The following is a 19,796-nucleotide window of genomic DNA, read 5'->3' on the forward strand; positions in this document are numbered from 1 at the left end:
TCACTGTCGGCGTCGTACCGCCGTGAACCGGACGGGGGTGCCCGGTACCGCCTGTGCCGCGGAGGGCAGGTCCCTCGGGTCGACGACGGCGATCACCGGGTAGCCGCCGGTGGTCGGGTGATCGGCGAGGAAGACGACCGGGCGGCCGTCCGGGGGGACCTGGACGGCGCCCAGGACCATGCCCTCACTGGGGAGTTCGCCGGAAACGGCCCTCTCCAGGGAGGGCCCTTCCGTCCGCAGGCCTATGCGGTTGCTCGCGGAGGACACCCGGAAGGCGCGCAGGGTCAGGGTGCGCAGGGCCGACTCCGTGAACCAGTCGTCGCGCGGGCCCGGCGTCACGCGCAGGACCAGTTCGGACGGCGGGCCGGGATGCGGGACGACGTCCACGCGCGCGTGCCCCGCGGCGGCGCGTCCCAGGGGCAGCACCATGCCGTCGGTGAGGGGCGGTGGGCCCAGCCCGGAGAGGAGGTCCGTGGAGCGGCTGCCGAGCACCGGGTCGACGGCCACTCCGCCCGAGACGGCGACATAGCTGCGCAGCCCCCGGTCGGCGGCGCCGACGTTCAGCAGCGCCCCCGCGGGGAGGCGCACGGGAGCACCCCAGGGCGCCGGACGGCCGTCCACGGTGACCGGGCAGGGTGCGCCCGCGACCGCCACGGTGACCGTCGAACGCGTGCGCAGGGCGCAGCCGTTGAGTGTGGTCTCCAGCACGGCGGCCTCGGGCGGGTTGCCGACGAGACGGTTGGCGAGGGCGGCGGCGGGCGCGTCCAGGGCCCCGGAGCGCGGCACGCCGAGGTGGGCGTGGCCGGGGCGGCCCTGGTCCTGGACGGTGGTCAGTGCCCCGGCACGGACGACGGAGAGGGCCCGGTCGGTCATGCCTGCCTCACCGGTACGAAGCGGACCCGCGTGCCGGGGGCCAGCAGAGCGGCCGGCACGCGCGCGTGGTCCCACAGAACGGCGTCCGTGGTGCCGATCAGCTGCCAGCCGCCCGGCGAGGCACGGGGATACATGCCGGTGTACGGGCCCGCGAGGCCCACGGAACCCGCCGGGACGCTCGTGCGCGGGGTCTCCCGGCGGGGGACGTCGTACCGGGCGGGGAGCCCCGTGAGGTAACCGAAGCCGGGCGCGAATCCGCAGAAGGCGACGCGGAACTCGGCCGCCGCGTGGATCACCGGAACCTCGGCCTCCGTCACACCCCACAGGGCCGCGACATCGGCCAGGTCCGGGCCGTCGTACCGTACGGCGATCTCGACCGCCTCCTCCGCGCGCGCGGGCAGCGGTGGGATCCGCCACGAGGCGAGTCCGGCCGCCAGCCGGGCCGGGTCGTCCACGCCGTCCAGGAGGACCGTGCGGGCCGCGGGGACGATCTCGCGCACGGAGAGGGAGCCGTCCGCGCGGCGGCGCAGCAGCTCCGCGTGCAGGGCCTGGGCCGACTCGCCCGAGGACACCTCGACGAGCAGCGCGCGCTCGCCGACCGGCAGGGCCCTCATGCGAACGCCGCCACGCGGACGCCCGAGGACTCCAGCCGGGCGCGGACCCGACGGGCGAGCTCCACCGCGCCCGGTGTGTCCCCGTGCAGACACAGCGAGCGGGCGCGGACGGCGATGCGTTCCCCGGAGTGGGCCGTCACGGTGCCGAAGCGGGCCAGGTTCTCCGAGCGTTCGACCACGACGTCGGCGTCCGTGATCACCGCGCCGTCCTGGGTGCGCGGCACCAGGGTGCCCTCCTCGGTGTATGCGCGATCCGCGAACGCCTCGGTGGCGGTGGGCAGTCCGGCCTTCTCGGCGAGGTTCAGCAGGCGCGAGGAGGGGAGGCCGAGCACGGGCAGGGCGGCGTCCGCGAGCAGGATGCCGTCGACGACCGCGCCCGCCTGCTCCTCGTCGTGCACGACACGGTTGTAGAGCGCGCCGTGCGGTTTCACGTAGGACACGCGCGTGCCCGCCGCGCGGGCGAAGACCTCCAGGGCGCCGATCTGGTACGCCACTTCGGCTGCCAGCTCGTCGGGCGGTACGTCCATCGCGCGCCGCCCGAACCCCGCCAGGTCGCGGTAGGAGACCTGGGCGCCGATCCGTACGCCGCGCGCGGCCGCCAGGTCGCACACCCGCCGCATGGTGGCCGCGTCCCCGGCGTGGAAGCCGCAGGCCACATTGGCGCTGGTGACGACGGACAGCAGTTGTTCGTCGTCGGTGAGCCGCCAGCGGCCGAAGCCCTCGCCGAGGTCGGCGTTGAGATCGATCGGGGTCATGAGCTCTCTGTTTCTCCTGTTCGGAACACGCGCGTCCAGAGCACGCGGTACGGCTCGTGTGCTCAGAGCACGCGGTGTTGCTCGTCGCGGGTGTCCGTGACGAGCATCTGGCCGGGCGCGTGGGTGATCGCGAAGGGCGGGCGCGACGCCATCACGGCCGCCTGGGGAGTCACTCCGCAGGCCCAGAACACCGGGATGTCGTCCGGTGCGAGGTCCACCGGATCGCCGAAGTCGGGGCGCGAGAGATCCTCGATGCCGAGCACCGACGGCTCGCCGCAGTGCACCGGGCTGCCGTGGACGGCCGGGTACAGGCTGCTCTCCCTGATCGTCGCGGCCAGGTGCTCGGGCGGGACCGGGCGCATCGACACCACCATGGGGCCGTACAGCCGGCCGGCCGGGCGGCACTGGCGTCCGGTCACGTACATCGAGACGTTGCGGCCCTGTTCGAGGTGGCGCAGCGGGACGCCCGCCCCGGTCAGCGCCCACTCGAAGGTGAAGCTGCACCCGAGGAGGAAGGTGACGAGGTCCTCGCGCCAGCGGCCGACCACGTCCGTGGGCTCCTCGACCAGTTCGCCGTGCTCCCACACGCGATAGCGGGGCAGGTCGGTGCGCAGGTCCGCGCCTTCCGCGAGGACGGTCGTCCAGGAGCCGGCGTCGGTGACGTCGAGGACGGGGCACGGCTTCTGGTTGCGCTGACAGAACAGCAGCATGTCGTACGCCCAGTCGGCGGGCACCGAGATCAGGTTCGCCTGGGTGTGGCCGGCGGCGACTCCGGCGGTGGGCCCCGACACGCCCGAACGGAACAGGGAGCGCGCCTTCTTGGGGGTCCACGCGTGCGCGTGGCCGTCGACAAGGCTCAACGGGCGGTCCTGTGCGGTGCGGTTCACCGGAGCTCCTTCCCGAGCGTCTCGGGCAGCCCGAGCAGCGCCAGCGCCGCCAGGGCGTAGCCGACGGCACCGAAGACCAGGGCGCCGCCGACGCCCCAGCTGTCGGCGAGGAAGCCGACGGTCGTGGGAAAGACGGCACCCACGGCACGGCCGGTGTTGTACGTGAAGCCCTGCCCGGTGCCGCGCACCGCCGTCGGGTACAGCTCGCTGAGGAACGAGCCGAAGCCGCTGAAGATCGCCGACATACAGAAGCCCAGGGGGAAACCGAGCACCAGGAGCAGTGTGTTGGCACCGCTGGGGATGTTGGCGTACACGAGGATGCCGACCGCCGAGAGGACCGCGAAGAGCAGGATGTTCCGCTTGCGGCCCAGCCGGTCGGTCAGATAGCCACCGGTGAGGTACCCGATGAAGGCTCCGGAGATCAGGAACGTGAGGTAGCCGCCGGTGCCGACGACGGACAGACCGCGATCCGTCTTCAGGTACGTCGGCACCCACGTGGCCAGCGTGTAGTAGCCGCCCTGGACGCCGGTGGAGAGCAGCACCGCGAAGAACGTGGTGCGCAGCAGGCCCGGGGAGTCGGCCGTGGCGGGCTTGAAGATCGCCGCGAACGAGCCCTTGCGGGCGCTCTTCTCGCGCGCGGCGGCCGCCTCCGGCGCGTCGTGCACCCGGCGCCGCACCCAGACGACGAGCAACGCGGGCAGCGCGCCGGTCCAGAACATCACGCGCCAGGCGAGATCGTCGCCTAGGTACTGGAAGACCAGCGTGTAGACGATCACGGCCAGCGCCCAGCCGACGGCCCAGGCGCTCTGCACCGCGCCCAGCGTGCGGCCCCGGTGCTTCGCACTGGTGTACTCGGCCACCAGGACCGCGCCGACCGCCCACTCGCCGCCGAAGCCGAGGCCCTGAAGGGCGCGGAAGACCAGCAGCGTCTCGTAGTTGGGCGCGAACCCGCAGGCCACGGTGAACACCGCGTAGGTGGCCACGGTGATCATCAGTGCCTTGACACGTCCGATCCGGTCCGCGACCACGCCCGCGATGGCGCCGCCGACCGCCGAGACGACCAGTGTGACGGTGGTGAACAGGCCGGTCTGGCCGCTGTCCAGGCCGAAGTACGCCGCGAGCGCGACCATGCTCAGCGGCAGCGTGAAGTAGTCGTACGAGTCGAGGGCATAGCCGCCGAACGCGCCGCCGAAGGCGCGTCGGCCCCGCGGACTCAGGGCGCGCAGCCAGCCGAACGCGCCGTCAGGGGTGGTGGGTTGGGCCGTGCCGGGAGCGGAATCGGCGGTCAGGGCCTGGGAGGGAGGGGTCGTGCTCATGGGCACCTCGCAATGAGGGACGGAGGGTGCTTGAGGGATGAGCCGTGCCGTGCGGAAGCGGGGGCGCCGGGGCTGAGCCGTCGGCGCCTGACCGCCAAGGTAGAGGATCGTTGAACGATCCCTCAATACCCACGTTGTTTCGTTCTTATTTCTGCGATTGAATTCCGGGCATGGCAGAGCTGACCGGACTGGCCGACGATCGTGCCCTGCTGGGCCGCACCAGCACCGCCGAGCGGGTCTCGGACATCCTCAGGAGCCGGATCGCCGACGGGTTCTTCCCACCGGGGACACGGCTGTCCGAGGACAGCATCGGGGGCGCGCTCGGCGTCTCGCGCAACACGCTGCGCGAGGCGTTCCGGCTGCTCACGCACGAGCGGCTGCTGATCCATGAGCTCAACCGGGGCGTCTTCGTACGGGTGCTGACCGTCGAGGACGTCGAGGACATCTACCGCACCCGGGGCCTCGTCGAGTGCGCGGTCGTACGGGGCCTCGGCCGGCCGCCGTACGCCGTCGACGGACTTGCCGAGGCCGTCGCGGACGGGCAGCGAGCGGCCCGCGAAGATGACTGGAAAGGCGTCTCCACCGCCAACATCCACTTCCACCGGGAGCTGGTCGCGCTCGCCGGCAGTGCCCGCACAGATGAGCTGATGCGCAGCGTCTTCGCCGAACTGCGGCTCGCCTTCCACGTGGTGGACGACCCGCGCCGGCTGCACGAGCCCTACCTTCTGCGCAACCGGGAGATCCTCCAGGCGCTCCAGGCGGGCGAGCGGGACGGGGCCGAGCGCCTGCTCGCGGAGTATCTCGACGACTCGCTCAAGGGACTCGTCGAGGTGTACGGACGGCGAGTGGGGTGATCCGGCCCGTCCGGCGCGAGGGAAGCCGGGCGGGGCGCTGCGGGGCGTGCAGCCGCCGGGACGGCGGTCGCTTCTGCGTCGTTTCGACCGTTGTCAGACCGAGGACCTAGTCTGTGCACCGTGACTTCCCCTGCATCGACGGACCGTGTTCCGCCCCAGCTCAGCGCGGGGCCGCGCCCTGCCCCGGGCCCGGCCGCCGACGAGGGCCTGGCGCGGCGGCTGCGTGCCCTCGCCTGCACCGCGCCGCTGCACGACCTCGATGCGCGCAAGGCGAACCTCGCGGGTGAGTACTCGGTGTACGGGATGGCGGAGGTCGCCCTCGCCGCCATCGACCTGGTCACCCTGAACATGGACTTCGACACGGGTGCCGACCACGACCAGATAGTGGCCAGGCTGATCCCGCGCATCGCCGCCCAGGCCCCGCAGCGGCCCGTCGCCGAGCACGAGCGCGTGGCCCGCTGGGTCCTGGAGAACCTGATCAACGTCGGCAGCGTCGACCGCGGCTTCCGGGCCGTGTACGGCACGTTCGCGCCCGACGGCTCCTATGTGCGCCGCGACTACGATTTCAAGCTGATCGAGGAGGTCCCGGGATACGGCGGGACCGTCTACCTCCGTACGACCGACGAGGCGGTCAACGTCCTCGTCGGCGCCCTCGACACCGACGTCACCAGCGCGCAGATCGCCGCCGAGGTCAAGCTCGAGGTGCTGATCAGCCGCGGCCGGCTCGCCGACGCCCAGCTCGCCGCGGAGCAGGCCCGGTACCGGACCGTGCAGTACTCGGAGACGCTCCGGCGGGCGCTGGACGCGACCCGGCGCAATGTCCGCGCGGTGGACTGGCTCCAGGCCGTGCCCGACATGATCGCCGAGGCCCTCGACCACGTCGCCGACCGCTACCGCCACGAGAACGCGATCCTCACCAACATCCGCAAGGCACGCGACGAGTCGGAGGACGCCGAGCAGAAGCGCCGCGCCGCCGAGCTGGTCGACATCGTGAAGGACTGCATCCGCAGGCACACGCAGTTGCAGTCCCGGCTGCTGGAGGCCGGACCGCTGTTCCGGGCCGAGCAGGACCGGCAGGCCTTCGCCGCTCCCATGACCACGTCGGGGATAGACCTCTACGGGCATCTCGTCGCGCCCGTGCTGCCGCTGCCCGTGGAGCAGGCGCTGCGCGTGACGGACGCCTTCTTCGCGCGCGGCACCGGCCTGCGCACGCCCGTCTCCGTCCGCGTCGGGGACCTCGTCGACATACTGCTGACGCCGCCCACCGAGCGGGAGCACCTCGGTGCCGAGATGCCCGAGCCCGATCTGATCGCCACCCCCGACGACAGCCGGTTCAGCGAGGAGCAGCTGACGAGCGCCCTGGAGCTGCTCGACCTGCCCGCGGACGCGCCCCGGCGGCTGTCCGGGCTGCTCGCCGAGGCACGCCGCCGCGACCCCGAACTGCCGTACCTCGTCGCCCTGCTGGCCGTCCACGCGGCGAGCCCGCCGGTCGGCACCGCCTACCGCCAGGGCGAGGAGAAGCTGCTGTTCGCCGTCGACGACGGCACGGAGCTCGACGACCCCGAGTTCGGCGGGGCCGACCTGATCGTCGGCATGGCCCTGCTGGACGCGGCGGGCATGGCGGCGGGCCGGACGGAGGCGGCGTGAACTCTCCGCTGAAAGCGCAGGCGAACTACGGGTCGTCCCAGAACAAGGAGCAGCAGCCGTGACCGAGCACGTCGAGTGGAGCGAGCCGGAGGGCGCCGCCGCGCCGGCGCCCAGCGCCGCCGTCACCCCCGCCGACGCCGCCGACGCGGCGCGGCTCGTCGCCTTCGGGCTGCAGCCCAAGCTCCAGCCCGCCCGCGACCAGGAGTACGCCGAGCTGCTGCGCCGCTACCGCGAGGACGCGCCCTTCGCGCGGCTCGCGGACGCCGTGGCCGCCGGTCTCGGCCTGGTCGTCCTGGAGGTGTCCCCGCGCGCGGGGATGGCCGTGACCGCCGCCGAGGACTCCGTGTTCGCCGTCCGCATGGGCGATTACGCGCGTCGCACCTCGGCCGACGGCACCGACCGTTTCCTGCACGGCCTCGCCCATCTCGCCGTCGCCGCCATGGCGTTCCCGCGCCCCGAGGACCTCGCCGACGACGGGTACATCGGGCGCGTCTCGGTCAACGGCGTCGACGCGTTCGTACGCCAGGCCTGCCGCAGGCTGGAGGAGCGGGCCGAGGAGACGGGGGAGAACACCGACCCGTCGACGGACGCGCCCGGTTTGGAGGCCGCCTGGCGGGTCTGGGCCCGCAGAAGCTCCGCCGGCGCCACCAAGGACGCGCGCAGACTCGCCGGCTCGACGACCGGCATCGTCGGCAAGGCCCTCGCGTTCCTCACCGACTCCGGGTTCCTCCAGCGCACCGGGGACGACGCCGGGGGAACGTACCGGACCACCGCCCGCTACCAGCTCCAGGTGCGCGACATGGCGGGCAGCGCCGCCCTCGCCGAGCTGCTGGAACTGGGCGTCGTCCCGGTGACCGACGGCACGGCGACGCTGCTGCCGGCCCAGGACACCGAGGACCTGGAGCTGGTGGCCGACGCCGGGCTGCCGTTCCACTCCTGACTTCCCGAACGCCTTTACGAACCGTTTCACGACTGCGTCTTACGACTACGAGAGTCCGCCCATGTACGAGCTGTCCCGGGTTCGCCTGTACTCCATCGGACCGGCCGGTGCGCGCTATGCCGACACCGTGCTGGACCTGCGGGGTGTCGGCGAGCCCGTGCCCGACCCCGCGCCCACCCAGGCGGAGTTCTTCGAGGACGAGCCCGTCGGGCCGCCCCGCAGGCCCGCGCCCGCGGGCGTGCTCTTCCTGGAGAACGGCGGCGGCAAGTCGGTCCTGCTCAAGCTGATCTTCTCGGTGATGCTGCCGGGCCACCGCAACACCCTCGGCGGCGCCAGCTCCGGAGTGCTGCGCAAGTTCCTGCTCGCCGACGACTGCGGGCATGTCGCGCTGGAGTGGCAGCACACGCTGACCGGCGAGTGCGTCGTCGTCGGCAAGGTGAGCGAGTGGCGCGGGCGGCAGGTCTCCAACGACCCGCGCAAGTTCGCCGAGGCCTGGTACTCCTTCCGGCCCGGCCCCGGCCTGAGCCTGGACAACCTCCCCGTCGCCGAGGCCACCGCCGTCCGGCCGCCCGTCGAGGGCGCGTCCGGCGCCCAGGGGCGGCGCCGCACCATGAAGGGCTTCCGGGACGCGATCACCGAGGCGGGCAAGGCGTACCCGCACCTCGAAGTGCACTGGGAGGAGATCCACGACCGCTGGATCGAGCACCTCGGCGACCTGGGCCTGGACCCCGAACTCTTCCGCTACCAGCGGGAGATGAACGCCGACGAGGGCGAGGCCGCCGGTCTCTTCGCGGTCAAGAAGGACTCCGACTTCACCGACCTGCTGCTGCGCGCCGTCACCGACACCCGGGACACCGACGGACTCGCCGACCTCGTCGGAGGCTTCGGGAACAAGCTGGGTCGGCGCGCCGAGCTGATCGCCGAACGCGACTTCACGGCCGGGTCCGTGGACCTGCTGGGCCGGATCGTCGAGGCCGCCGAGGCCCGAGGCCGCGCACGGGACATCCACACGGCCGCCGAGCGGCGCACCCGGACCCTCGCCCGGCGGCTCACCGCACGCGGCGTCCAGGAACGCGTCCGCGCCGGCGACCTCGCACAGCGGGTCACGGCCGCCGCGTACGCCGTCACGCACGCCGAGGGATCCCGCGGGCGCAGCGCCCTCATCGCCGCCGAACTCGCCTACCGGCACGCCTCGTTGGCGCTCACCGGGGCCGAGAAGTCCGCCGCCGCGCAGAAGCGGGAGCTGGCCGACGCGCGCACGCTGCACTCCGCCTGGCAGGCCGCCGAGGCCGTGCTGCGTCACCGAGCCGCCGCCGACCGCTCCGCGCGCGTGGCCGCCGCGATCCGCGAGGCCGAGCGGGACGCGGCGCCCGCGCTCGCCGCCCGCGCCAGGGCCGCCGTCGATCTCGTCCGCGCCCTGCACCGCGCCGCCGACGGCGCCGAGGCCCTCGCCAACGAGGAGGAGGAGCGCTCCGCCGGGCTCCAGGAGGTCGGCGAGGCCGCCCACCGGGACGCGACCGCCGCCGCCACCGAGGCGCAGCGCGCCCGCAGCGAGGCCGGACATCTGCGCCAGCGCCTGAGCGAGGTCGAGCAGGAGACCGCCGAGGCCGTGCGCGCGGGCTGGCTCGACGACAGCGCCCCCGACGCCGACCCGGCCCGGGCCGCACTCGCCGCGAGCGACGCCGAGAAGACCGCCGTCGCCGGATGGGACACCGCGCGCGAGGCATCGCGGCGCGCCACCGAGCACGCCCGCGAGGCCGCCTCCGCCGAGTCGCGCGCCGAACTCACGGCCGCCCGCGCGGCCGACGCCGCGACCGCGGCCGAGCGCGCGTACGACGCCGAGCGGCACACCGCCGAAGGACTGGCCGCGGAAGAGCGGCTTGCCGAACTGCTGAGCCTGCCGGGTGTCTCCGGAGCGGGGCGCGGTGGAGTACCGATGCCCCGGCCGGGAGCGGACGGCTCCGGGCCCGACGCCACGGCCGGGGCGGCGCAGGGCGAGGACACGAGCGACGCCGGTCGCCGGGGCGGAGAGCCGGACACCGGCAAAGCCCGCGGTGCCCGCCCGGCAGCCGAAGGCCCCCTCGCCCCCGAGGAGTTGGACCGGTACGCCGACGAGCTGCGGGAGCTGCTCGACGACGGGGTCGCCTCCGCCGAGCGCCAGCTCTTCGACCTGCGCACCGCCGCGGCCGACGACGCCCGGATCCTCGGCGCGCTCGGTGACGGCGGGCTGCTGCCGCCCGGCCCCGACGTGCTCGCCACGGTCGAGTTCCTCGGCGAGCACGGCATCCCCGCCCTGCCCGGCTGGCGCTACCTCGCGCAGGCCGTCGACCCCGCCGACCACGCGCGCGTGCTGGCCGCGCGGCCCGAGCTGGTCGACGGCGTGATCATCACCGACCCGGCCACGCACGCCCGGGCCCGCGAGGCACTGGGCGACGCCGCCCTGCTGCCGCGTTCGGCCGTCGCCGTCGGCACGGCCGCCGCGCTGCTCGCCCCCACTCCGGCCCCCGACGCGGGCGACAGTGGTGTCTTCCTCGTACCGCCGAACCCGGCGATGCACGACGAGCACGCCGCCGACGAGGAGCGGCAGGCGCTGCGCGCCCGGGCCGCCGAGCGGGACGAGGAGATCCGGGCGCTCGCGGCCCGGCTCGGCAAGGACCGGGAGCTGGCGGCCCGGCTCGCGTCCTGGCGCACCGGCTGCCCGGCCGGACGGCTCGTCGAACTCGGCAGCGCCGCCGGGGAGGCGCGCGCGTTCGCCGAGGAGGCCGAGGCCGAACTCGCCGAGGCACGCACCGTCCGGACCGAGGCCGACGAGGCCGCGGCCGAGGCTGCCCTGGTGCGCGACGAGCGGCAGGAGGCCGCCCAGCGTGCCCGGCGCGCCGCCGACGCGCTCGCCGGACTCGCCTTCCGGCTGCGCGAACGCGCCGGCTGGCAGGTCAAGCTGCGCGAACTCGCCGACGAGGCAGCCGAGTCGGAGGCCCGCGCCCAGGTCTGCCTGGAGCGCGCCCGCGCCGCCGACGAGGACCGCCGCGCCATCCAGCGCGCCGCTGACGACGCCCGTCGCACGGCTCGCGCGCTGCGCGCCGAGCGCGCCGAGATCGCGGGTGCGCCCGACGACGTACCGGACGATGAGTCGGCAGCCGCGAAGTCGTCGCTGCCCGCCCTGCGGGAGGCCTACCGGGCCGCCTCGCAGCTCTACGAGAAGGTCGGTGTCGGCGCCGATCTGCGGGCCGAGCAGGCGCGGGCCGAGAGTGACGAGAGCGCCGCGCTCGCGGACCTGGACCGGCTCAGCAACAAGGTGCGCACGCGCGCGGCGCAGCTCCTGGAGTCGACGGACGGCTCCGACGGGCCCTCCCGGCAGGCCGCGGCCGCCCGCGCCGAGGAGCTGGTCCAGCTCCTGGAGACGCGCATGTCGACCGCGAGCGAGCAGCTCGGACGGCTGCGCGGCGAGGCCGAGCGGCACGCGCCCGAGGACGGCGAGGCCCACACCGAACTGCCGGAGGAGCTGATCCCGCGCGACGGCGAGCACGCACAGGTTCTGCTGCGCACCGCCACCGGTGAACTCGCCTCGCGCACCGAGGCGTTGACCCAGGCGCGCGAGGCCCACGCCGAGCTGCTCGACGCGCACCGCGCCGCCGAGGACGGCGCCGGCGGCTTCGACGAGACGGCCGCCCTGCTCAGGGACCTGCTGCGCGAGCACGGGGACGACGAGCAGGAGGAGCCCGAGCCCTACCCCGGAAACCTCGAAGAGGCCCGCCGGGCCGCCGCCGAGACCCGCCGGTCGCTGCGCGGCTGTGCCACCGACCTCTCCGCCGCCGAGGCAGCCGTACGCGAGGCGAGCGACATCCTCGTCCGGCACGCCAACTCCACGCGCTACGAGCAGGTCCGCACCCCCGCCCGCCAGCAGATCCGCGAGCTGCCCGCCGCCGCGCTGCCCGAGCACGCGCAGAAGTGGGCGGACGCCTTCGCGCCCCGACTGCGCGTCCTCACCGACGAGTTGGCGCAGCTGGAGCGCAACCGCGACTCGATCGTGGACCGGCTGCGCGGCCTCGTCGAGTCGTCCCTGGCGACGCTGCGCTCGGCCCAGCGGCTGTCCCGCCTGCCGGAGGGGCTCGGCGAGTGGTCCGGGCAGGAGTTCCTGCGCATCCGCTTCGAGGAGCCCGACCAGGCCACCCTGACAGAGCGGCTCGGCCTGGTCGTCGACGAGGCGACCCGCGCGGCCGTGAAGAAGAACTCCGACATGCGCCGCGACGGCATGTCGCTGCTGCTGCGCGGGGTCAGTGCGGCGCTGGAGCCCAAGGGCGTCGCCGTGGAGATCCTCAAACCGGACGCCGTGCTGCGCGCCGAGCGTGTCCCCGTCGGGCAGATGGGCGACGTGTTCTCCGGCGGCCAGCTGCTCACCGCGGCCATCGCGCTGTACTGCACGATGGCCGCGCTGCGCTCCAACGACCGCGGCAGAAGCGACAAGCACCGGCACGCGGGCACGCTGTTCCTGGACAACCCCATCGGGCGCGCCAACGCGACGTACCTCCTCGAGCTGCAGAGGGCCGTCTCGGACGCGCTGGGCGTCCAACTCCTCTACACCACCGGCCTGTTCGACACGACGGCGCTCGCTGAGTTCCCCCTCGTCATCCGGCTGCGCAACGACGCCGACCTGCGCGCCGGGCTGAAGTACATCAGCGTGGAGGAACACCTCCGGCCGGGACTGCCTCAGCAGGCCCCGGCCGGGGAGGACGAGTCGGTGCACAGCGAGATCACGGCGACGCGGATGTTCAAACGGCCGACGCCCGCGACCAGTTGATCAGGCATCCTCCTTCAGCATGTCCGCGCACTTCTCGCCGATCATCATCGTCGTGATGCACGGGTTGACCGAGATCAGGTCCGGCATCACCGAGCCGTCGGCGACCCGCAGACCCTCGACCCCCTTGACCCGCAGCCGCGCGTCGAGCGGGGCCGAGGCGTCGTCGTCCGCGCCCATCTTCACGGTGCAGGACGGGTGGTAGACGGTGTTGTGGGTCTTGTGGATGTAGTCGAGCAGCTCGTCGTCGGTCCGCACGTCGGGCCCCGGCGCCAGTTCCGCGCCCGCCCAGCCGCTGAGGGCAGGCTGAGAGGCGATCTTCCGGGCCAGCTTCAGGCCGTACGTCATCACGCGCACGTCGTGCTCGTGGGTGAAGTAGCGCGGATCGACCTTGGGCTTGTCCCGGTAGTCGAGAGTGCGCAGCCGTACCGTCCCGCGTGACTTGGCGCGGGTCACGTTCGGCGTGAGACAGAAGGCGTTCTCGGACGTCGGGTAGCCCCAGCGCGCGGTGTTCATGTCGAACGGCACCGAGCCGTAGTGGAACATCAGGTCCGGCCGGTCCAGGCCAGGTTCGGTGTCGTAGAAGATGCCCGCCTCCCACCACTGGCTGGACGTGGTGGTCATCGGCTGCTTGGCGTCCCACATGATGACGCCCTCCGGGTGGTCCTGGAGGTTCTCGCCGACGCCCGCCGAGTCCACCACAACATCGACGCCGACCTCGCGCAGATGCTCCGCGGGTCCGATGCCCGACAGCATCAGCAGCTTGGGGGTGTCGATGGAGCCGCACGACACGATCACCTCGCGCCGGGCGCGCACGGTGCGGGTGTGGATGAGGTCCGGGTCCAGGTACTCGGCGCCTACGCAGCGGCGGCCGTCGAGGACCAGTTTCCTGGCCCGCACTCCGGTGCGTACGTCCAGGTTGGGGCGCTTGCCGATGATCGGGTGGAGGTAGGCCACCGACGACGACTGGCGGATGTTGTTCTCGTCGGAGTTGATCTGGAACCAGTTGGCGCCGCGCACCACCGTCGTACCGGAGTTGAAGGCGGTCGTCGGGATCCCGGCCTGTGCGCACGCCTCCAACAGGGCGCTGCCGCAGGGGTCTTCGCCCTTCAGCGTGCGCAGTTTCACCGGTCCGGTACGGCCGTGGTGGTCGCCGGGAGCGTCGTTGGACTCCAACCGCCGGTAGAGCGGGAAGAGTTCGGCGGCGCTCCAGCCCGTACAGCCCGCGGCCGCCCAGTCGTCCAGGTCCTCGGCGGGTGCCCAGAAGGCGATACAGGAGTTGTGGGACGAACAGCCGCCGAGGACCCTGGCGCGGGCGTGCCGCATGAAGCTGTTGCCGCTGGACTGCGGCTCGACCGGGTAGTCCCAGTCGTAGCCGGACTCCAGCAGGCCCATCCAGCGCTCCAGCTTCATCACGTCGTCGTCGCCGACGTCGCTTGGCCCTGCCTCCAGGACGCACACGGTGACGGTGGGGTCCTCGGAGAGCCGGGCCGCGACCACGTTCCCCGCGGTGCCGCCGCCGACCACTACATAGTCGAACTCATCGATGCTCATGGGAAGTTGACCTCCTTGAGTAGCGCATCAGTCGGTCTTGTGCCGGTCCTCAGTCGGCGGCGGGGGCGGCGAGGGGAGCGGCCGCGGCGGTGTCCTGGAGCCGGTGCTCGGCGAGCACGCCGGTCTTGTGACGCTGGATGAACCAGTAGTAGGCGAAGCCGCCGCCGGCGATCACCGCGACGAACAGGACCGCGCCCCAGCGCAGGTACCAGTGGAAGGGGGCGGCGGCGTTGTAGACCTCGGCGCGCGGCCAGATCAGGTTGATCGTCATGGCCGCGCCCCACACCGCGGCGACGATGTTGACGAGCAGGCCCCAGCGGCCCAGCGAGAACTTGCCGTCGCCCGCGGGCTGCCACTTGCCGCGCAGCCGGGCCACCAGCATCGGTCCGGTGACGCCGAGGTAGGCGAGGTAGATCATGATGATGCCGATGCTGGTCACCACCGTGAAGATCTGCGGCTGACGGATGTTGACGACCAGGATCGCCACGGCGAGCACGCCGATGATCACCGCGGGCAGCACCGGAGTCTGGAAGCGCGGGCTGACCTTGGCCAGCAGCGAGGACGCGGGCAGGTTGTTGTCCCGGGACATCGCGAAGGCCAGCCGGATCGCCGCCGTGTGCACGGCCAGCGCGCAGACGGTGACCGCGATCAGCACGCACCACAGCATCGCCTTGCCGGCCGTCGGGCCGAGCACGTCGAGCACGATGTACTGCAGTCCGTCCGTGGACAGCTTCTCGCCCTTGAGGCTGGAGACGCTCATCAGCGCGAGCAGCAGCACCAGACCGCCCAGGATGAACGAGGCGACGATGGCGCGGATGATGGCGCGCGGCGCGTTGCGCGAGGGGTCGAGGGACTCCTCACCGAGCGAGGCGGCCGTGTCGAAGCCGTACATGACGTACGCGGAGGCCAGCGAGGCCACCATGAACGCGCCCAGATAGCCCGCCGAGTGGCCGGCCCCGGTGCCCTGCGTGTCGGTGACCACCTGCGGGCCTCGTGTGATGTGGACGGCGAACAGCACGATGAGGACGACGGTGGCGACCAGCTCGATGAAGACGCCGGCGCTGTTGATGGTGGCCATCAGCTTCACGCCGAAGGCGTTCACCAGGGTCGTGAACAGGATGAGGACGGTGGCCAGGACCACCGCGTTCGTCGCCACGTCGTACTTCCCGGTGCCGTCGCCCACGAACTGGAAGGCGGACGAGATCTGAGGAAGCGTCAGCTGGTAGGCGAGCGCCACCGCCGAGATCGACACGATGGACGCGATCAGCATCATCCAGCCGGCGAGCCAGCCGAGGTGCGGATTGCCGATCTTCTTCGACCAGTTGTAGACGGAGCCCGCGACGGGATAGCGGGCGGCCAGCTCCGCGAAGCACAGCGCGACCATGAACTGGCCGACGAAGACCATCGGCCACGACCACCAGTAGGCGGGGCCACCGCTGCCGTAACCGAAATAGAAGAGTTGGAAGGTGCCGGTGAGGATCGAGATGTAGCTGATGCCGGCGGCGAAGGTGTGGAAGTTGCCGAGGGTGCGCTTGAGTTCGGGCTTGTAGCCGAACTCGGCGAGTTCGGCGTCGTCATGACCGTGTTGACCTTGTTGGCCGTGTGGTCCGGATGGTGGTTGTTCGGTTGTCGTCATGAGCGGACTCCTGGTGGGCCTGGAGGAGGGGTGGGGAGCGGCTCGTGCGGGTGCCGGGATCAAAGGGGAAGGGGTTCCAGAAGGGAGCTCTTACGCGAACCAGCCCTGCGGGGAAGGGTCGGTGTTGCGCCAGATGTGCTTGGTCTCGCGGTACTCGGCGAGGCCCGAGGGCCCGAGTTCGCGGCCGAAGCCGGACTGCTTGAAGCCGCCCCATTCGGCCTGCGGGACGTACGGGTGGTAGTCGTTGATCCACACCGTGCCGAGCCGCAGCCGGGCCGCGACCCGCTGGGCCTTGGCTTCGTCGGTGGTCCACACGGCGCCCGCGAGGCCGTAGATGGTGCCGTTGGCGAGCCGGACGGCCTCGGCCTCGTCGGTGAAGCGCTCCACGGTCAGTACCGGCCCGAAGGACTCGTCCTGGACGACGGTCATCTCGGGCGAGCAGTCGTCAAGGACGGTCGGCAGGAAGTAGAAGCCCTCGTCGAGCCCCTCGGGATGCTTGCCGCCGCAGCGCAGCACCGCGCCCTCCGCGATGCCCCTCTCGACGTACGCCTCGACCTTGGCGCGGTGCGCGGCCGAGATCAGCGGCCCGGTCTGCGCCCGCTCGTCGAAGGGGCCGCCGAGGCGGATTGCCGAGGCCCGGCGCACCACCTCGTCGACGAACCGGTCGTGCAGCGAGTCCTCGACCAGCAGCCGTGCCCCGGCCGAGCAGACCTGTCCTGAGTGCAGGAACACGGCGGTCAGCGCCATGTCGACGGCCGTCTCGAAGTCGGCGTCGGCGAAGACGATGTTGGGGTTCTTGCCGCCGAGTTCCAGGGCGACCTTCTTCACCGTGCCTGCGGCGGCGGCCATCAGCCCGCGCCCGGTCTGCAGCCCGCCGGTGAACGAGACGAGGTCCACGTCCGGATGGTCGGCAAGTGGAGCACCGGCCTCCGGGCCCGCGCCCAGGATCAGGTTCGCCACGCCGGCGGGGAGTCCGGCCTCCTCGAGGAGCCGCATCAGATGAATGGCCGTATGCGGGGTCAGCTCGCTCGGTTTGAGGACGAAGGTGTTGCCCGCAGCGAGCGCCGGGGCGACCTTCCAGGCCGTCTGGAGAAGGGGGTAGTTCCAGGGGGTGATCAGCGCGCAGACGCCGACGGGTTCGTACACGACCCGGCTGTCCGCGGAGGCCGAGCCCGTCTCGATGATCCGGCCCGGTTCGGTGGCGGCCTGCCGACCGAAGTAGCGGAAGCAGTTCTCGATGTCGTCGATGTCGTACGCGCTTTCGATAAGCCGTTTGCCGGTGTCCATGGACTCGGCGCGGGCCAGCACGTCCTTGTCGCGTACGAGGAGGTCGGCGACGCGCAGCAGCAGGTCACCGCGTTCGGCCGCCGGAGTCGTCGGCCAGGGGCCCTCGTCGAAGGCGCGGCGTGCCGCGGCGATCGCCTCGACGGTGTCCTTGCCGCCCGCCTCGTCGACGACGGCGACCAGCGAGCCGTCGGCGGGACAGTGGATCTCGCGGGTGCGCCCGTCGAGCGCGTTCCTCCAGATGCCGTCGATGTAGAGGGTGGGGACGGCGAGGGCGGGTCTGTCGGTGGTCTCAGCCACGGGGGCCTCCCGGCGAATCGTTTCGTTCAGGCACCGTGGCCTCCCAGCCGCTGGATCAGCCATTCGTGGAAGATCCCGATGTGGTGCTCGGTGGGCACCAGCACACCACCGTTCCGGTAGGCACGCGAGGCCATGGCGGGCTGGGTGCGCTCGCAGGCTTCGAAGTCCTGCTCGTTGACGCGGTGGAAGAGCTCGACCGACTTGGAGACGTCGGCGCCGGATTCGACGACGTCCGGCGCGTACAGCCAGTCGCACTCGACGACCGTGCGGTCCTCCGCGAGCGGGAACATGCGGTGCAGGATGACATGGTCGGGGACGAGATTGATGAAGACCGTGGGTTTCACAGTGATCGCGTAGTAGCGGCGGTCCTGGTCGTCCGCGACCGCGGGGAGCTTGGCGAAGCCCTCGCTGCCGTCGACCGTGAACCCCTTGATCTCCTCGCCGAACTCGGCACCGTGCCCCACGTAGTACTGGGCCGCGAAGCCCTCGGCGAACTCCGGGAGGACATCGGTGAGTTCGGGGTGGATCGTGGCGCAGTGGTAGCACTCCATGAAGTTCTCGACGATCAGTTTCCAGTTCGCCTTCACGTCATAGGTGATGCGCCTGCCGAGGGCGAGGTTCTCGGTGCCGTAGTGCTCGATGGCCGCCGCGTCGCCGAGCCGCTCCACGGCCGCGCCCATCACCGTCTCCTCGAAGGAGGGCGGCTCGTCGGCCAGACACACCCAGGCATAGCCGAGCCACTCGCGCAGCGAGACCTTGACCAGGCCGTACTCGGTGCGGTCGACGTCGGGCATCTTGACCAGGTTCGGCGCGGCGACCAGCTTGCCGTCGAGGTCGTATGTCCAGGCGTGGTACGGGCACTGGAGGTTGCGGCGGACCTCGCCGGACTCCTCCGTGCACAGCCTGGCCCCGCGGTGGCGGCAGATGTTCAGGAAGGCGCGCAGCTCACCGGTGCGCGAACGGGTGATCAGGACGCTCTCGCGGCCGATCTGGACCGTCCGGAAGGCGCCGGCTTTCGCCAGGTCGGCGCCGCGGACCGCGCAGAACCACATCGACTCGAAGAGGTGTTCCTGCTCCTGCCGGAAGATCTCCGGATCCGTGTAGTAGCGGCCGGGAAGGGTGGAGACCAGGCTGGGGGAGAGCCGGGTCGGGGAGACGGGGATCGTCGTCACGTGCGTTCTCCTCAGGCGGGCGCGGCGGCGAGGCGGCGGGGATCGAACAGGCCGATCGGGTGAGCGGTGGCGCCGGTCAGGGCCAGGTCGGCGAGGATCTCGCCGACGACCGGCACGAACTTGAAGCCGTGGCCGGAGAACCCGCAGGCCACGGTCACGGACTCCGGGTGCGCGGGGTGGCGGGCGACGACGAAGTGCTCGTCGGCGGTGGTGGAGTACATGCAGGTGGCGGCCTTGAGGAAGGTGCCCGGCAGGTCGGGGATGCAGCGGGACATGTGGTCCGCCATGGCCCGCACCTCGTGGTCGTACACGGTCCGGTCGATCGTCTCCGGCGTGCACACCTCGCCCTTGCGGAAGAAGGCGACCTTGGCGCCCGAATCCGGCCCGTCGATCGACGGGAAGCCGTAGACCTGCACTCCGGCGGCGTCCTCCCAGATGTAGACGGGATGGTTCTCGGCCAGGAACGGCTTGACCCCGCCCTTGGGCTGGAACCAGTACATGACCTGCCGCTCGATGGTGAACGCCACCCCGAGATCCGTGAGCAGCTGCGGCGCCCAGGCACCCGGGCAGATCACCAACTGGCGTGCCGTGTACGTGTTTTCTGCCGTGTGGACGCGTACGCCGTCCTTGTACGGCTCCCAGCGCGTCATCGGCTCTTCGAAGTGCAGGTCGGCGCCCTGCCGGGTGGCCAGCTGGAGGTGGGCGGCCACCATGCTCTCGGGGCGGACCAGACCGGCCTTCTTCTCGTAGAGGGCGACCTCGTCGTCGCGCGGGTCGAGGGTCGGGAAGCGGCGGCGGATCTCCTTCGCGTCCAGCATCTCGTGGGGCAGGTCCCACTGGGTGGCCGAGCGCAGCGAACCGGAGACGGTCACAGAGTCGGCGGGGCCGATCATCACGCCGCCGCTGAGGGTGGCGATCCGGCGGCCGGTGGCGCGCTCCACGTCGTCGTACAGCTCGTAGGCGCGCAGCAGCAGCGGCACGTACGCCGGGTCCTCGAAGTAGGACTGCCGGGTGATGCGCGAACCGCCGTGGCTGGAGCCGCGGTTGTGCGCCGGACCGAACTTCTCCAGGCCGAGGACGCGGGCGCCCCGGGCGGACAGGTGATGGGCGGCGGCGCTGCCCATTCCGCCGAGACCGATCACGATCACGTCGTACGAGGGTGACACGGG

Annotated in this window: 14 protein-coding genes; 4 read left to right on the plus strand and 10 right to left on the minus strand. The window is 72.2% G+C overall.

Annotated features, from left to right (window positions below):
- From AB5J56_RS37465 to AB5J56_RS37485, 5 genes are all read right to left on the minus strand, one after another.
- Complete coding sequence (locus tag AB5J56_RS37465) at positions 1–873, minus strand: biotin-dependent carboxyltransferase family protein (protein WP_369239626.1); 873 nt, start codon at positions 871–873, stop codon at positions 1–3.
- Complete coding sequence (locus tag AB5J56_RS37470) at positions 870–1,487, minus strand: allophanate hydrolase subunit 1 (RefSeq protein WP_369239628.1); 618 nt, start codon at positions 1,485–1,487, stop codon at positions 870–872. Before AB5J56_RS37470 ends, AB5J56_RS37465 begins: the two co-directional genes overlap by 4 nt.
- Positions 1,484–2,242, minus strand: coding sequence for a LamB/YcsF family protein (locus AB5J56_RS37475; RefSeq protein ID WP_369239630.1), 759 nt, complete (start codon positions 2,240–2,242; stop codon positions 1,484–1,486). Before AB5J56_RS37475 ends, AB5J56_RS37470 begins: the two co-directional genes overlap by 4 nt.
- 62 nt (positions 2,243–2,304) lie before the next feature.
- Positions 2,305–3,129, minus strand: coding sequence for a putative hydro-lyase (locus AB5J56_RS37480; protein WP_369239632.1), 825 nt, complete (start codon positions 3,127–3,129; stop codon positions 2,305–2,307).
- The gene (locus AB5J56_RS37485) at positions 3,126–4,445 is read right to left on the minus strand and encodes an MFS transporter (RefSeq protein WP_369239634.1); all 1,320 of its coding nucleotides are present in this window, start codon (positions 4,443–4,445) and stop codon (positions 3,126–3,128) included. The genes AB5J56_RS37480 and AB5J56_RS37485 overlap by 4 nt, the downstream gene beginning before the upstream one ends.
- A gap of 170 nt (positions 4,446–4,615) precedes the next feature.
- Here AB5J56_RS37485 and AB5J56_RS37490 point away from each other — a divergent pair, with 170 nt between their 5' ends.
- The 4 genes from AB5J56_RS37490 (at position 4,616) to AB5J56_RS37505 (ending at position 12,684) form a co-directional block, all read left to right on the plus strand.
- On the plus strand, positions 4,616–5,299 hold the full coding sequence (locus AB5J56_RS37490) for a GntR family transcriptional regulator (protein WP_369239636.1): 684 nt from the start codon (positions 4,616–4,618) through the stop codon (positions 5,297–5,299).
- A gap of 120 nt (positions 5,300–5,419) precedes the next feature.
- The gene (locus tag AB5J56_RS37495; RefSeq protein ID WP_369239638.1) at positions 5,420–6,946 is read left to right on the plus strand and encodes a hypothetical protein; all 1,527 of its coding nucleotides are present in this window, start codon (positions 5,420–5,422) and stop codon (positions 6,944–6,946) included.
- A gap of 58 nt (positions 6,947–7,004) precedes the next feature.
- On the plus strand, positions 7,005–7,886 hold the full coding sequence (locus AB5J56_RS37500) for a hypothetical protein (protein ID WP_369239639.1): 882 nt from the start codon (positions 7,005–7,007) through the stop codon (positions 7,884–7,886).
- 61 nt (positions 7,887–7,947) lie between these two features.
- Positions 7,948–12,684, plus strand: coding sequence for a hypothetical protein (locus tag AB5J56_RS37505; protein WP_369239640.1), 4,737 nt, complete (start codon positions 7,948–7,950; stop codon positions 12,682–12,684).
- Here the strand turns inward: AB5J56_RS37505 and AB5J56_RS37510 are convergent, their stop codons facing one another.
- The 5 genes from AB5J56_RS37510 to solA form a co-directional block, all read right to left on the minus strand.
- Complete coding sequence (locus tag AB5J56_RS37510) at positions 12,685–14,235, minus strand: GMC family oxidoreductase (RefSeq protein WP_369239641.1); 1,551 nt, start codon at positions 14,233–14,235, stop codon at positions 12,685–12,687.
- Between the two features lie 49 nt (positions 14,236–14,284).
- Positions 14,285–15,871 (minus strand): APC family permease, encoded by a 1,587-nt coding sequence (locus AB5J56_RS37515; RefSeq protein ID WP_369239643.1) that lies wholly within the window; start codon positions 15,869–15,871, stop codon positions 14,285–14,287.
- 90 nt (positions 15,872–15,961) lie between these two features.
- Positions 15,962–17,518: an aldehyde dehydrogenase family protein gene (locus AB5J56_RS37520; protein WP_369239645.1), complete on the minus strand. Its 1,557-nt coding sequence runs from the start codon at positions 17,516–17,518 to the stop codon at positions 15,962–15,964.
- A complete protein-coding gene (locus tag AB5J56_RS37525) occupies positions 17,482–18,627 on the minus strand; it encodes an aromatic ring-hydroxylating dioxygenase subunit alpha (protein WP_369239647.1) in 1,146 nt (381 codons plus the stop codon). Before AB5J56_RS37525 ends, AB5J56_RS37520 begins: the two co-directional genes overlap by 37 nt.
- A gap of 11 nt (positions 18,628–18,638) precedes the next feature.
- Positions 18,639–19,793, minus strand: a complete 1,155-nt coding sequence (gene solA / locus AB5J56_RS37530) for an N-methyl-L-tryptophan oxidase (protein WP_369239649.1) — start codon at positions 19,791–19,793, stop codon at positions 18,639–18,641.
- Positions 19,794–19,796: the final 3 nt, after the last annotated feature.

The sequence above is a fragment of the Streptomyces sp. R21 genome, assembly GCF_041051975.1.
Lineage (GTDB): Bacteria > Actinomycetota > Actinomycetes > Streptomycetales > Streptomycetaceae > Streptomyces.